The organism is Streptococcus sp. 68 (assembly GCF_013277415.1).
Lineage (GTDB): Bacteria > Bacillota > Bacilli > Lactobacillales > Streptococcaceae > Streptococcus.
Genome location: NZ_VMMX01000005.1, coordinates 20,186 through 35,371, shown reverse-complemented (window position 1 = coordinate 35,371; position 15,186 = coordinate 20,186). Strand labels below are relative to the sequence as shown.

16 protein-coding genes are annotated in these 15,186 nt (G+C 40.5%); 15 read left to right on the top strand and 1 reads right to left on the bottom strand.

Annotation, left to right across the window (positions count from 1 at the left end):
* Positions 1-10: 10 nt before the first annotated feature.
* The 12 genes from greA (at position 11) to HT720_RS02450 (ending at position 9,234) form a co-directional block, all read left to right on the top strand.
* Positions 11-493, top strand: coding sequence for a transcription elongation factor GreA (greA, locus tag HT720_RS02505; RefSeq protein ID WP_000818760.1), 483 nt, complete (start codon positions 11-13; stop codon positions 491-493).
* Between the two features lie 75 nt (positions 494-568).
* Entirely contained in the window at positions 569-1,933 is a 1,365-nt protein-coding gene (locus HT720_RS02500; protein ID WP_173274611.1) for an amino acid permease, read from the top strand.
* 100 nt (positions 1,934-2,033) lie between these two features.
* Positions 2,034-2,444: a GNAT family N-acetyltransferase gene (locus HT720_RS02495; protein WP_173274610.1), complete on the top strand. Its 411-nt coding sequence runs from the start codon at positions 2,034-2,036 to the stop codon at positions 2,442-2,444.
* A gap of 44 nt (positions 2,445-2,488) precedes the next feature.
* Positions 2,489-2,647: a hypothetical protein gene (locus HT720_RS02490; RefSeq protein ID WP_173274609.1), complete on the top strand. Its 159-nt coding sequence runs from the start codon at positions 2,489-2,491 to the stop codon at positions 2,645-2,647.
* Positions 2,648-2,902: 255 nt separating this feature from the next.
* Positions 2,903-3,103, top strand: coding sequence for a F0F1 ATP synthase subunit C (locus HT720_RS02485; protein ID WP_001054562.1), 201 nt, complete (start codon positions 2,903-2,905; stop codon positions 3,101-3,103).
* A gap of 34 nt (positions 3,104-3,137) precedes the next feature.
* Positions 3,138-3,854 (top strand): F0F1 ATP synthase subunit A, encoded by a 717-nt coding sequence (gene atpB / locus HT720_RS02480; protein WP_000392851.1) that lies wholly within the window; start codon positions 3,138-3,140, stop codon positions 3,852-3,854.
* A 13-nt stretch (positions 3,855-3,867) separates the two neighbouring features.
* Positions 3,868-4,362: a F0F1 ATP synthase subunit B gene (gene atpF / locus HT720_RS02475; protein ID WP_112444247.1), complete on the top strand. Its 495-nt coding sequence runs from the start codon at positions 3,868-3,870 to the stop codon at positions 4,360-4,362.
* Positions 4,362-4,898 (top strand): F0F1 ATP synthase subunit delta, encoded by a 537-nt coding sequence (locus HT720_RS02470; RefSeq protein WP_173274608.1) that lies wholly within the window; start codon positions 4,362-4,364, stop codon positions 4,896-4,898. The genes atpF and HT720_RS02470 overlap by 1 nt, the downstream gene beginning before the upstream one ends.
* A 14-nt stretch (positions 4,899-4,912) precedes the next feature.
* Complete coding sequence (atpA, locus tag HT720_RS02465; protein WP_173229432.1) at positions 4,913-6,418, top strand: F0F1 ATP synthase subunit alpha; 1,506 nt, start codon at positions 4,913-4,915, stop codon at positions 6,416-6,418.
* A gap of 15 nt (positions 6,419-6,433) precedes the next feature.
* Positions 6,434-7,312: a F0F1 ATP synthase subunit gamma gene (locus HT720_RS02460; protein ID WP_173234258.1), complete on the top strand. Its 879-nt coding sequence runs from the start codon at positions 6,434-6,436 to the stop codon at positions 7,310-7,312.
* A gap of 85 nt (positions 7,313-7,397) precedes the next feature.
* The gene (gene atpD / locus HT720_RS02455; RefSeq protein ID WP_000094360.1) at positions 7,398-8,804 is read left to right on the top strand and encodes a F0F1 ATP synthase subunit beta; all 1,407 of its coding nucleotides are present in this window, start codon (positions 7,398-7,400) and stop codon (positions 8,802-8,804) included.
* Between the two features lie 10 nt (positions 8,805-8,814).
* Positions 8,815-9,234, top strand: a complete 420-nt coding sequence (locus HT720_RS02450) for a F0F1 ATP synthase subunit epsilon (protein ID WP_000068041.1) — start codon at positions 8,815-8,817, stop codon at positions 9,232-9,234.
* A 46-nt stretch (positions 9,235-9,280) separates the two neighbouring features.
* Here the strand turns inward: HT720_RS02450 and HT720_RS02445 are convergent, their stop codons facing one another.
* Positions 9,281-10,294, bottom strand: coding sequence for a lactonase family protein (locus tag HT720_RS02445; RefSeq protein WP_173274607.1), 1,014 nt, complete (start codon positions 10,292-10,294; stop codon positions 9,281-9,283).
* Between the two features lie 196 nt (positions 10,295-10,490).
* On the opposite strand from HT720_RS02445, the gene HT720_RS02440 reads away from it, so the two are divergent.
* From HT720_RS02440 to HT720_RS02430, 3 genes are all read left to right on the top strand, one after another.
* Positions 10,491-12,467 (top strand): peptide ABC transporter substrate-binding protein, encoded by a 1,977-nt coding sequence (locus HT720_RS02440; protein ID WP_173274606.1) that lies wholly within the window; start codon positions 10,491-10,493, stop codon positions 12,465-12,467.
* Positions 12,468-12,690: 223 nt separating this feature from the next.
* Entirely contained in the window at positions 12,691-13,857 is a 1,167-nt protein-coding gene (locus tag HT720_RS02435; RefSeq protein ID WP_173274605.1) for an AI-2E family transporter, read from the top strand.
* Positions 13,847-15,076, top strand: a complete 1,230-nt coding sequence (locus HT720_RS02430) for a tetratricopeptide repeat protein (RefSeq protein WP_173274604.1) — start codon at positions 13,847-13,849, stop codon at positions 15,074-15,076. Before HT720_RS02435 ends, HT720_RS02430 begins: the two co-directional genes overlap by 11 nt.
* The last annotated feature ends 110 nt before the right edge of the window (positions 15,077-15,186 follow it).

Genomic DNA, 15,186 nt, shown 5'->3' with positions numbered 1-15,186 from the left:
GTTGAGAAAAATGGCAGAAAAAACATATCCTATGACCCTTGAGGAAAAGGAAAAACTTGAAAAAGAATTAGAAGAATTGAAATTGGTCCGCCGTCCAGAAGTGGTAGAACGCATTAAGATTGCCCGTTCATACGGTGACCTTTCAGAAAACAGTGAGTACGAAGCAGCTAAGGATGAACAAGCCTTTGTTGAAGGACAAATCTCTAGCTTGGAAACAAAAATCCGCTATGCTGAAATCGTCAATAGCGACGCAGTTGCCCAAGACGAAGTAGCGATTGGTAAAACAGTCACCATCCAAGAAATTGGTGAGGACGAAGAAGAAGTTTATATTATTGTAGGTTCAGCGGGTGCGGATGCCTTTGCAGGTAAAGTTTCAAATGAAAGCCCAATTGGACAAGCCTTGATTGGCAAGAAAACAGGTGACACAGCAACCATTGAAACACCTGTTGGTAGCTATGATGTAAAAATCTTGAAGGTTGAAAAAACAGCCTAAAAACAGAAAAAAGGAGTGGGGAGGCTATGCGCTTCACTCACTCCTTTTTCCATTTTAAATTGAATTGGAGACGATATGAGTTCAAAGAAGAAAAAAAATAAGATGGAGCGTGGTCTAACCAATCGTCACGTGCAGGTTATGGCCATTGCGGGAACAATCGGAACAGGACTCTTTCTGGGAGCGGGTCGCTCTATCAGCCTAACAGGTCCTTCCATTGTACTGATTTATATGATTACTGGGGCTTTCATGTTCCTCATGATGCGTGCTGTTGGTGAAATGCTTTACCAAGACCCTGAGCAACATACCTTTATCAACTTTATCACACGCCATTTGGGTAAGGGCTGGGGCTATTTCTCGGTTTGGTCTTACTGGCTATCTGTTGTCTTTATCGGTATGGCGGAAATCACTGCTATCGCACATTATGTGCAATTTTGGTTCCCAACTTGGCCGAGTTGGATGATTGAGATTGGATTTTTGACCATTCTAGCCTTGGTCAACCTAATCGCGGTGAAGCTCTTTGGAGAAGTTGAGTTTTGGTTTGCTATGGTCAAGATTGTGGCTATTTTAGCCATGATTGCGACAGGAGTCTTTATGGTCTTGACAGGCTTTAAGACACCCCATGGAGTAGCAAGTTTAGCCAATATTGCCGACAATTTCTCTCTCTTTCCAAATGGTGGAGTTAACTTTGTTATGGCCTTCCAGATGGTTTTCTTTGCCTACCTCATGATTGAGTTTATCGGGGTAACGACTTCAGAAACCAAAAATCCACGTCAGGTCTTGCCAAAAGCCGTTAAGGAAATTCCTTTGCGTATCGCCTTTTTCTATGGGGGTGCCCTCTTAGCCATCATGGCTATCATTCCGTGGCGTGAACTTGCATCAGCTGATTCTCCCTTTGTAACAGTATTTGAATTGGCAGGTATCAAGTGGGCAGCGGCCTTGATTAACTTCGTTGTTTTGACGTCAGCAGCATCTGCTCTTAACTCAACCCTTTATTCAACAGGGCGCCATTTGTACCAGATTGCCCATGATTCGCCAAATCGCTTCCTAAAGGCTATTAAAGCAGATACTCTTTCTCGCCACAATGTACCACAAAATGCCATCATTGCCTCAGCGATTTTGATTGCCCTAGCAGCCTTTATCAACGTCTTGCCAGGAGTTTCGGATGCCTTTGCCTTGATTACGGCATCATCATCAGGTGTCTATATTGCCATTTATATCTTGATTATGGTGGCTCACCTTAAATACCGCAAGTCACAGGATTTTATGGCGGATGGCTATCTCATGCCCCATTATCGTTTCTTAAATCCTTTAACCATGCTCTTCTTTGCCTTTGTCTTTGTAACCCTCTTTTTACAAGAGTCTACATTTGTAGGAGCAATTGGTTCAGCTATCTGGATTATCGGTTTCGGGATTTATAGCCAGTGGAAATTTAGAAAATAGATTAAAGACTCACCAACTCAGGTTGGTGGGTTTTTGCTAGTTTGACAGTCTATTGAAATAAGACTATAATCAAGTTGTAATAGTGTTTGAGGAGGTTTAGATGTACTTTAGATTGGAAAACAAGGAGTCTCAGAAAGCACAAGAAATTGGGAATTTGATTCGTGTTTATAACCGTTCAAAACGAGAAGATGCCGAAAGTGAGCCACTTAATCTTTATGTCGAAGATGAAAAGGGCAATCTCCTGGCAGGTTTGATAGCAGAGACTTTTGGAAATTGGCTAGAAATCGAGTATTTATTTGTAAAAGAGGAATTGAGAGGACAAGGAATCGGTTCAAAACTATTGCAGCAAGCAGAAACTGAAGCTAAGAATCGAGACTGTCGTTTTGCTTTTGTCAATACTTACCAGTTTCAAGCTCCAGATTTTTATAAAAGGCATGGCTACAAGGAAGTCTTTACCTTACAAGACTATCCCTACATTGGGCAAAGATATTATTACCAAAAGGATTTGTAAGGAGAATATGAAATCATAAAGTAAAGAGGGGGCTTGACATAAGTATGAAGGAGATTCTTGATAAATACCAGTTAAATCCTACAAATTGTGTCTTTCTGGGCAATATTGGGTACAATGCAATGACAGCTGAGAAATTGGTAATCAAGTCCTATCAGGTTAAGAAAAGAAGCGATGCCGTCGATATTTTGAAATCCTATATTTAAACTTAACACTCTCTATTTTTTTAAATTGACCTTAATCCGAGATTCCCCTCTCGGATTTTGTGTTGCTTTCATTAAATTTACAGGTAAGACTTGCTAGCTTCAGTAAATATACACAAGCTTTTCAGAATAGAGTGAAATACGAAAGAAAATGGAAGTAATTTTCATTAAACGCTTCCAATGTGCAAAAAAAGTTGACAAATTTAAATTTTAGGACTACACTAAGTAAGTAAATTTTATTTTAAAGGAGAATTCGTTATGAATTTAACATTTTTAGGCTTATGTATTGCCTGTATGGGCGTATCTGTCGGTGAAGGTTTATTGATGAATGGACTGTTTAAATCAGTAGCACGCCAACCAGATATGCTTTCTGAGTTTCGTAGTTTGATGTTTTTAGGTGTTGCCTTTATTGAAGGAACTTTCTTTGTAACTCTTGTCTTCTCATTTATTATCAAATAAATACATGGAACGAGAAGAAAAGGGAGGATTTTAGATGGAAGAAAGTATTAATCCAATCATCTCTATTGGTCCTGTTATCTTCAATCTGACTATGTTAGCCATGACCTTGTTGATTGTGGGAGTTATTTTTGTCTTTATTTATTGGGCAAGCCGCAATATGACCTTGAAACCCAAAGGAAAGCAAAATGTACTTGAGTATGTCTATGACTTTGTTATTGGATTTACAGAACCTAACATTGGTTCGCGCTACATGAAAGATTACTCACTCTTTTTCCTTTGTTTATTTCTTTTCATGGTGATTGCCAATAACCTTGGCTTAATGACAAAGCTTCAAACGATCGATGGGACTAACTGGTGGAGTTCGCCAACCGCTAATTTACAGTATGACTTAACCTTATCTTTTCTTGTCATTTTGTTGACACATATAGAAAGCGTTCGTCGTCGTGGATTTAAAAAAAGTATAAAATCTTTTATGAGTCCTGTTTTTGTCATACCGATGAATATCTTGGAAGAATTTACAAACTTCTTATCTTTGGCTTTGCGGATTTTTGGGAATATCTTTGCAGGAGAGGTCATGACGAGTTTGTTACTTCTTCTTTCCCACCAAGCTATTTATTGGTATCCAGTAGCCTTTGGAGCTAATTTGGCTTGGACTGCATTTTCTGTCTTTATTTCCTGCATCCAAGCTTATGTCTTTACTCTTTTGACATCTGTGTATTTAGGGAATAAGATTAATATTGAAGAGGAATAGAAAGGAGTAACTGATGCACGTAACAGTAGGTGAATTGATTGGTAATTTTATTTTAATCACTGGCTCTTTTATTCTTTTGCTAGTCTTGATTAAAAAATTTGCATGGTCTAATATTACAGGCATTTTCGAAGAAAGAGCTGAAAAAATTGCTACTGATATTGACAGTGCTGAAGAAGCCCGTCAAAAAGCAGAAGTATTGGCTCAAAAACGCGAAGATGAATTGGCTGGTAGCCGTAAAGAAGCCAAGGCAATCATTGAGAATGCGAAAGCAACAGCTGAGAAAAGTAAGGCTAGTATTTTAGTAGATGCTAAACTAGAAGCAGGACGCTTAAAAGAAAAAGCAAACCAAGAAATTGCTCAAAACAAAGCTGAAGCTTTACAAAGCGTTAAGGGTGAGGTAGCAGATTTGACCATCAGCCTAGCTGGTAAAATCATCTCACAAAACCTTGACGGTCATGCCCATAAAGAACTCATTGATCAGTATATCGATCAGCTAGGAGAAGCTTAATGGACAAGAAAACAGTAAAGGTAATTGAAAAATACAGCATGCCTTTTGTCCAATTGGTACTTGAAAAAGGAGAAGAAGCCCGTATCTTTTCAGACTTGACTCAAATCAAGCAAGTTGCTGAAGAAACAGGTTTACCTTCTTTTTTAAAAAAAGTGACAGTAGATGAGTCTGACAAGAAAAAAACGATTGCTTTTTTCCAAGACTCTGTGTCACCTTTATTACAAAACTTTATCCAGGTTCTGGCCTACAATCACAGAGTAAATCTTTTTTATGATGTGCTTGTAGATTGCTTGAACCGACTTGAAAAAGAAACAAATCGATTTGAAGTGACGATTACTTCAGCTCATCCTTTAACAGATGAACAAAAGAGTCGCTTGCTCCCTTTGATTGAGAAAAAAATGTCTCTGAAAGTAAGGAGTGTAAAAGAAGAAATCGATGAAAGTCTCATTGGTGGTTTTGTCATTTTTGCCAATCACAAGACAATTGATGTGAGTATTAAACAACAACTTAAAGTTGTTAAAGAAAATTTGAAATAGAAAGTGGTGTTCTTTTGGCAATTAACGCACAAGAAATCAGCGCTTTAATTAAGCAACAAATTGAAAATTTCAAACCCAATTTTGATGTGACTGAAACAGGTGTTGTAACCTATATCGGGGATGGTATCGCGCGTGCTCATGGCCTTGAAAATGCCATGAGTGGAGAGTTGTTGATTTTTGAAAACGGCTCTTATGGTATGGCTCAAAACTTGGAGTCAACAGACGTTGGTATTATCATCCTAGGTGACTTTACAGATATCCGTGAAGGCGATACAATCCGCCGTACAGGTAAAATCATGGAAGTCCCAGTAGGTGAAAGTCTGATTGGTCGTGTTGTGGATCCGCTTGGTCGTCCGGTTGACGGTCTTGGAGAAATCCACACTGATAAAACTCGTCCAGTAGAAGCGCCAGCTCCTGGTGTTATGCAACGTAAGTCTGTATCAGAACCATTGCAAACTGGTTTGAAAGCTATTGACGCCCTTGTACCGATTGGTCGTGGTCAACGTGAGTTGATTATCGGTGACCGTCAGACAGGGAAAACAACCATTGCGATTGATACAATCTTGAACCAAAAAGATCAAGACATGATCTGTATCTACGTAGCGATTGGACAAAAAGAATCAACAGTTCGTACGCAAGTAGAAACACTTCGTCAGTACGGTGCCTTGGATTACACAATCGTTGTGACAGCCTCTGCTTCACAACCATCTCCATTGCTCTTCCTAGCTCCTTATGCTGGGGTTGCCATGGCGGAAGAATTTATGTATCAAGGGAAACATGTTTTGATTGTTTATGATGATTTATCAAAACAAGCGGTAGCTTATCGTGAACTGTCACTCTTGCTTCGTCGTCCTCCAGGTCGTGAAGCCTTCCCAGGGGATGTTTTCTACCTTCACAGCCGTTTGCTTGAGCGCTCAGCTAAAGTTTCTGATGAACTTGGTGGTGGATCAATTACAGCCCTACCATTTATCGAGACACAAGCGGGAGATATCTCTGCCTATATCGCAACCAACGTGATTTCAATCACTGATGGACAAATCTTCCTTGGTGATGGTCTCTTCAATGCGGGTATTCGTCCAGCCATCGATGCGGGTTCATCTGTATCACGTGTAGGTGGTTCTGCGCAAATCAAAGCCATGAAGAAGGTTGCTGGTACACTTCGTATCGACCTTGCTTCATACCGTGAATTGGAAGCCTTCACTAAGTTTGGTTCTGACTTGGACGCAGCAACACAGGCTAAGTTGAACCGTGGCCGTCGTACCGTTGAGGTCTTGAAACAACCTGTTCACAAACCATTACCTGTTGAGAAACAAGTAACCATTCTTTATGCTTTGACACATGGTTTCTTGGATACTGTTCCAGTAGATGATATTGTTCGTTTCGAGGAAGAGTTCCATGCCTTCTTTGACGCTCAACACCCAGAGATTTTGGAAACCATTCGTGATACAAAAGACTTGCCAGAAGAAGCAGTCTTGGATGCTGCGATTACAGAGTTTCTCAATCAAACCAGCTTCCAGTAAGAATAGAGGTGTCAGATGGCAGTATCTCTAAATGATATTAAAACAAAAATCGCCTCAACAAAAAATACGAGTCAAATCACTAATGCCATGCAAATGGTATCGGCTGCTAAGCTAGGTCGCTCTGAAGAAGCTGCTCGCAACTTCCAAATTTACGCTCAGAAGGTTCGCAAACTTTTGACAGATATTCTTCATGGTAATGGAGCTGGTGGTTCAACCAATCCCATGCTGATTAGCCGTCCTGTGAAGAAGACAGGCTATATCGTCATCACTTCAGATCGCGGTTTGGTTGGAGGTTATAATTCCTCTATTCTGAAAGCCGTTATGGAGTTGAAAGAAGAATACCACCCAGACGGTACAGGTTTTGAAATGATTTGTATCGGTGGAATGGGAGCTGATTTCTTTAAGGCTCGCGGTATTCAACCACTTTATGAACTACGTGGCTTGGCAGACCAACCTAGCTTTGATCAAGTTCGTAAGATTATTTCAAAAACTGTTGAAATGTACCAAAATGAACTCTTTGATGAGCTTTATGTTTGCTACAACCACCATGTCAATACGCTAACCAGTCAAATGCGTGTGGAACAAATGCTTCCGATTGTTGACTTGGATCCAAATGAAGCGGATGAAGACTATAGCTTAACTTTTGAATTGGAAACCAGCCGAGAAGAAATTTTGGAGCAGTTGTTGCCACAGTTTGCAGAAAGTATGATTTACGGTGCCATTATCGATGCCAAGACAGCTGAAAATGCTGCTGGTATGACAGCCATGCAAACAGCGACAGATAATGCTAAGAAAGTCATCAATGATTTGACAATTCAGTATAACCGTGCCAGACAGGCGGCGATTACACAAGAAATTACAGAAATCGTAGCAGGAGCTAGTGCCTTAGAATAGGCTCTAGTCCAGCTCGTATGAAAATGAACTTAGGACCTAGTTGAGCTAGGAACCGACAGTATCTTATATAGAATAGGAGAAGGAGATGAGTTCAGGTAAAATTGCTCAGGTTATCGGTCCCGTTGTAGACGTCTTGTTTGCAGCAGGGGAAAAACTTCCTGAGATTAACAATGCACTTGTCGTCTACAAAAATGACGAAAGAAAAACAAAAATCGTCCTTGAAGTAGCCTTGGAGTTGGGAGATGGTATGGTCCGTACTATCGCCATGGAATCAACAGATGGGTTGACTCGTGGAATGGAAGTATTGGACACAGGTCGTCCAATCTCTGTACCAGTAGGTAAAGAAACTTTGGGACGTGTCTTCAATGTTTTGGGAGATACCATTGACTTGGAAGCTCCTTTTACAGAAGACGCAGAGCGTCAGCCAATTCATAAAAAAGCTCCAACTTTTGATGAGTTGTCTACCTCTTCTGAAATCCTTGAAACAGGGATTAAGGTTATCGACCTTCTTGCCCCTTACCTTAAAGGTGGTAAAGTTGGACTCTTCGGTGGTGCCGGAGTTGGTAAAACCGTCTTAATCCAAGAATTGATTCACAACATTGCCCAAGAACACGGTGGTATTTCAGTATTTACCGGTGTTGGGGAACGTACTCGTGAGGGGAACGACCTTTACTGGGAAATGAAAGAATCAGGCGTTATCGAGAAAACAGCCATGGTATTTGGTCAGATGAATGAGCCGCCAGGAGCACGTATGCGTGTTGCCCTTACTGGTTTGACAATCGCTGAATACTTCCGTGATGTGGAAGGCCAAGACGTACTTCTCTTTATCGATAATATCTTCCGTTTCACTCAGGCTGGTTCAGAAGTATCTGCCCTTTTGGGTCGTATGCCATCAGCCGTTGGTTACCAACCAACACTTGCTACAGAAATGGGTCAATTGCAAGAACGTATCACATCAACTAAGAAGGGGTCTGTAACCTCTATCCAAGCTATCTATGTGCCAGCGGATGACTATACTGACCCAGCGCCAGCAACAGCCTTCGCTCACTTGGATTCAACAACTAACTTGGAACGTAAGTTGGTACAATTGGGTATCTACCCAGCCGTTGACCCACTTGCTTCAAGCTCACGTGCCTTGGCACCTGAAATCGTTGGAGAAGAGCACTATGCAGTTGCTGCTGAAGTAAAACGCGTTCTTCAACGTTACCATGAATTGCAAGATATCATTGCTATCCTTGGTATGGATGAGCTTTCTGATGAAGAAAAGACCTTGGTTGCTCGCGCCCGTCGTATCCAGTTCTTCTTGTCACAAAACTTCAACGTTGCGGAACAATTTACTGGTCAGCCAGGTTCTTATGTTCCAGTTGCTGAAACGGTACGTGGCTTTAAGGAAATCCTTGATGGTAAATACGACCACTTGCCAGAAGATGCCTTCCGTGGTGTAGGTTCTATCGAAGATGTGATTGCAAAAGCTGAAAAAATGGGATTTTAAGAGGTGATCTATGGCTCAGTTAACTGTCCAGATCGTGACACCAGATGGTCTCGTCTATGATCACCATGCCAGCTATGTATCGGTTCGAACTCTGGATGGTGAGATGGGGATCTTGCCACGACATGAAAATATGATTGCGGTTTTAGCAGTTGATGAAGTAAAGGTAAAACGTATTGATGACGAAGATCACGTGAACTGGATTGCAGTAAACGGCGGTGTTATTGAAATTGCCAATGATATGATTACAATCGTCGCTGACTCTGCAGAACGTGCTCGTGATATCGATATCAGTCGTGCAGAACGTGCCAAACTTCGTGCAGAACGTGCAATTGAAGAAGCACAAGACAAACACTTGATTGACCAAGAACGTCGTGCTAAGATTGCACTGCAACGTGCCATTAACCGTATTAATGTCGGAAATAGACTATAAGAAAAAATGAACTTGAAAATTCCAAGTTCATTTTTTATATGTTTTATTAAGGAGCAAAACGGATGCAGACTGCTTCGGGAACATGGAAGTCGTTGGAAAGTTCTGCTAGACGACCATTGTCACAATTACGTTTAAAGACAGTTGCATTGTCAGAGTCTTGATGGACAACAATGAGAAATTTTTGGTCAGGTGTCAAATCAAAATCACGTGGGGTCTGACCATGTGTTGGAACGATTTCTAGCAACTCTAAGCTACCGTCCGCAAGGATGGTATATACTGCGATAGAATCATGGCCACGGTTAGAAGCGTAGAGGTATTTACCGTCTTTAGAGAGACGAATAGCAGCGGTTCCATTAAAGCCTTCGTAAGCTTCTGGTAAAGTTGAAATGACCTGCATACGTTCAAATTCGCCAACGCCATCGTAGATTAAAACCTCGATAGTGCTATTGAGTTCACAAATGAGATAAGCGATTTTATAGTGGTTATGGAAAACAATATGACGAGAACCAGCTCCAGGAATACTATTGTAGGTATAGAGCTTAGATAATTTCCCTTCTTGATCAAGGTCATAAGTGATAACTTGGTCAGTACCCAAATCACAGGTCACTAGATAGTGGTCAGGTGTTAAATCTGTATAGTGAACATGGGGGGAAGCTTGATTCTCATGTGGACCTTGGCCACTGTGTTGATCTACATCACTAAGTAAAAGACTCCCATCCTCCTGACGTTTATAAACAAGGACCTGTCCTTTATGGTAGTTGGCTGCATAGACCAAATCACGCTTTTCATCAACGGCAACATAACAGTGGGGGGCTCCCTCCTCAACGACGTGATTTAATAAAGTCCCGTCAGTTTGATAGGCTGCAATGCCCCCCTTGCCATTTTGACTACCAACAGTGTATAGGTGTTGGTGCTGGTCAAAGGCAAGGTAGGTTGGACTTGGCTCAGCTGCAAAAAGTTCTAGGTTTGAAAGCTGACCAGTTTCTGTATCAAAGTCAGCCTTGTAAATCCCTTGGGAAGTACGACGTGTGTAAGTTCCAAAATAAACAGTTTCTTTCATAACTCTACCTCTATATAAAGATAAGACTATTATATCACAAAAACAAGCCAATTAAAGACATCCAATTAGATGTAAGCACTTTAAAAAATAATTGATTGGTTTTTTAAAAAACATAATAATATTGAGATTGTTTTCCTTACTTTTCTTCTTAAAAGTGCTATAATGAACTCATAAAATGTTTAAAGGAGTCCTTACTATGAAAAAACGAGTTTTTCTAGCAGCTGGTGTAGCTATACTCTCGGCGGCTATGCTAGCAGCGTGTTCAACAGGTGGTAAAGATGCTACTAAACCTGTTACCTATACCTATGTCTTCTCTACAGATCCTACGACTCTGGATTATACAGTTTCTGGGAATGTCAGCACTAAACAGATTACAGGTAATGTTATTGATGGTTTACTAGAAAATGATCAATATGGAAACCTAATTCCATCGGTTGCAGAAGATTGGACTGTTTCTAAAGATGGTTTGACCTATACCTATAAAATTCGCCAGGGTGTCAAATGGTATACTAATGAGGGTGAAGAGTACGGTGAAGTCAAAGCTCAGGACTTTGTAACTGGTCTGAAGCACGCAGCTGATAAGAAATCACAGGCTCTTTATCTGGTTCAAGACTCAGTTCAAGGTTTGGACGATTATGTCAATGGGAAAACAACAGATTTCTCTACTGTTGGTGTAAAAGCGACAGATGATTATACGGTTGTTTACACTTTGAACCATCCAGAATCTTTCTGGAATTCCAAGACAACAATGGGCGTTCTTGCCCCAATTAGCGAGGACTTTTTGGCTTCTAAAGGAGAAGACTTTGGGAAGGCGACTGATGTAACAAGCATTCTTTATAATGGTGCTTACCTCCTCAAGGGATTGACATCTAAATCTTCCATTGAGATGACCAAAAATCAAAACTATTGGGATAAGCAAAATGTCTTTATTGATGATATTAAATTGTCTTTCTTTGATGGTCAGGATGCCGATTCTCTTGGACGTGGCTTTGATGAAGGACATTATCCAGCGGCGCCTCTCTTTAAAAATTCTGCCAACTATGAGCGTCTAAAAGAAAAGTACAAGGATAATATTGTGTATGGGCCACAAAGAGGCGGAACTTTCTATATCTCAACTAATATCGATCGTGTAGCTTATAACCATACTGCTAAAACAAGTGATGCGGAAAAATCATCCACTAAAAAGGCTTTGTTGAATAAAGATTTCCGTCAATCCTTGGCTTTCGCTGCAGATCGTACCGCTGCAGTATCTCAAGTATTTGGGGACGAAGTGGCACCTCGTAAATTACGTACAAGTTTTACCCCTCCAACATTTGTCCAAGTTGGAGAGCAGTCGTTTGGGCAAGTAGCTAAGGCAGAACTGGATAAGTTAGATGATGTATGGAAAGATGTCAGTCTTGATGATGCCCAGGATTCACTTCATAATGTAGACAAGGCTAAAGCTAAATTTGAAGTTGCTAAGAAAACACTTCAAGCCGATGGAGTACAGTTCCCCGTTCATTTAGACCTTCCAGTTTCCTCTACTCAGACAGATTTTATTCGTCAAGCCCAATCTTATAAACAATCCATTGAGGAAGCCTTAGGATCTGAAAATATAGTGATTGACATTCAACAAGTTTCTGATGATGAATTGGGAAATATGACAGTATTTGCAACATCGACTAACAATACTGATTGGGATATCAATGTAAATAGTGGTTGGAGTCCGGATTATGCAGATCCATCAACCTATTTAGATGTATTTGATCCAACATCTGGCCCAACTCTTCTAGGAGCACTTGGTGTAGCACCAGGTACAGATAATCCGGCAATCAAAGCTGTTGGTTTAGATAAGTTTAAAGAGTTAATTACGGATGCTAGTGGTGAGAAAATAGATCTGCAAAAACGTTATTCTAAATATGCTAAAGCTCAAGCTTGGTTAACAGATAGTGCCTTGGTTATTCCTGTACACTCAGATGGTGCCCAAATGCTAATAACGAAGAAAGTTCCAGGTAGCGGTGCAGGTGGTTGGGTAGGTGATAAGACAAGTGAAAACAGCTACAAGTACCAAAAATTACAAGACAAGATTGTAACGTCTAAAGAAATGGATGACTTCCGCAAGAAATTTGCTGATGAAAAAGCCAAATCAAATGCTGATTATCAGAAGAACTTAGATCGTCATATTCAAGACTAATCGAATCTCCTCTTTTGAGGGGATTTTTTATATCGCTGTCTCCATGTAATACTCAATGAAAATCAAAGAGCAAACTAGGAAGCTAGCCGCAGGCTGTACTTGAGTACGGCAAGGCGAAGCTGACGTGGTTTGAATTTGATTTTCGAAGAGTATAAGCACTTAAAAAAAGAGTTATTTTACTTCAAAAATGGTATAATGAGAGAACGATAGAAAGGAAGTATTTATGGAGCAAAAAGAGAAACATTTTAGCCTATCTTGGTTTTTTAAGTGGTTTTTAGATAACAAGGCCATTACGGTATTTTTAGTAACCTTATTATTGGGACTCAATCTTTTTATTTTAAGTAAGATTAGTTTTCTATTTTCACCTGTTTTAGACTTTTTAGCAGTTGTGATGTTGCCAGTCATTCTGTCTGGTTTGTTATATTATTTGTTGAATCCTATTGTTGATTGGATGGAAAAACACAAAGTCAATCGCGTCATAGCCATCAGCATTGTCTTTGTCATCATAGCTCTCTTTATCATTTGGGGCTTGGCAGTCGCCATTCCAAATCTGCAACGTCAGGTTTTGACCTTTGCAAGAAACGTTCCTGTTTACTTAGAAGATATAGATAGGATTGTTAATGGATTGGTAGCCCAGCATCTGCCAGATGATTTCAGACCTCAGTTAGAGCAGGTTTTGACAAACTTCTCTAGCCAGGCTACAGTTTGGGCAAGTAAGGTTTCATCTCAGGCAGTCAACTGGGTGAGTGCCTTTATTAGCGGGGCTTCTCAAGTGATTGTTGCCTTGATTATCGTTCCTTTCATGCTCTTTTATCTCTTGCGTGATGGGAAAGGCCTGCGTCACTATTTGACCCAATTCATGCCAAGAAAATTGAAAGAACCTGTTGGACAAGTTTTGTCAGACGTGAATCAACAGTTGTCCAACTATGTTCGAGGGCAAGTGACAGTGGCTATTATTGTAGCAGTAATGTTTATGATCTTCTTCAAGATTATCGGTCTACGCTATGCAGTTACGCTGGGTGTTACTGCTGGTATTCTAAATCTGGTTCCTTATTTGGGTAGTTTCCTAGCCATGCTTCCTGCCCTAGTATTGGGCTTGATTGCTGGTCCAGTCATGCTTTTGAAAGTAGTGATTGTCTTTATCGTAGAACAAACTATTGAAGGCCGTTTTGTCTCTCCATTGATTTTGGGAAGTCAATTAAACATCCATCCCATTAATGTTCTCTTTGTTTTGTTAACTTCAGGATCTATGTTTGGTATCTGGGGAGTTTTACTTGGTATTCCAGTTTATGCCTCTGCTAAAGTTGTCATTTCAGCCATTTTCGAATGGTATAAGGTAGTCAGTGGCCTATATGAACTAGAGGGAGAGGAAGCTAAGAGTGAACAATAGTCAACAGATGTTACAGGCTTTGGAGGAGCAAGATTTAGTTAAGGCAGAGCATTATTTCGCCGAAGCTTTAGAAAATGATCCAAGTGAGCTTTTGTATGAGTTAGCCACCTATCTTGAAGGAATTGGTTTTTATCCTCAGGCCAAGGAAATTTACCTGAAAATCGTAGAGGATTTCCCAGAGCTTCATCTTAATCTAGCTGCAATTGCTAGCGAGGATGGTCAAATCGAGGAAGCCTTTGCCTATCTTGAAGAAATCCAAGCTAACAGTGACTGGTATGTCTCGTCTTTGCTTCTTAAGGCAGACCTCTACCAGATGGAAGGTTTGACAGATGTGGCGCGTGAGAAATTGCTGGAGGCCTTGACTTATTCAGAGGATCCTCTCTTGATATTGGGCTTAGCAGAGTTGGATAGTGAGTTGGAAAATTACCAAGAGGCCATTCAAGGCTATGCCCAGTTAGATAATCGCTCGATTTATGAGCAAACGGGCATTTCCACCTATCAACGAATTGGCTTTGCCTATGCTCAGTTAGGGAAATTTGAAACGGCCACAGAGTTTTTAGAAAAAGCTCTGGAGTTAGAATACGATGACCTAACAGCTTTTGAGCTGGCCAGTCTTTACTTTGATCGAGAAGAATACCAAAAGGCCGTCCTCTACTTTAAGCAGATCGATACCATTTCTCCTGATTTTGAAGGATATGAGTATGGGTACAGTCAGGCCTTACATAAGGAACATCAAGTTCAAGAAGCCCTGCGTATCGCTAAGCAAGGCTTAGAGAAAAATCCCTTTGAAACTCGCCTCTTGCTAGCTGCTTCACAATTTTCTTATGAATTGCATGATGCTAGTGGAGCAGAGAACTACCTCCTTACTGCTAAAGCAGATGCTGAGGATACGGAAGAAATCTTACTCCGTCTAGCAACTATTTATCTGGAGCAGGAGCGTTATGAGGATATTATAGACTTGCAAAGTGAGGAGCCAGAAAATCTCTTGACCAAGTGGATGATTGCTCGTTCCTATCAAGAAATGGACGATTTGGATACTGCTTATGAGCATTACCAAGAGTTGGCAGGAGATTTGAAGGACAATCCAGAATTTTTGGAACACTATATCTATCTCTTGCGTGAATTGGGACATTTTGAAGAAGCAAAAGTCTATGCTCACGCTTACTTAAAACTGATTCCAGATGATGTGCAAATGCAAGAACTGTTTGAGAGATTGTAAGAATGTTTAAACATATAGAACTGTAGTTTATCTCTTTTGATAGCTACGGTTTTTATTTGTATATGATAGAATTTTTTTGCAAAAATGGTTGGTTATTTTGTTTATTCATG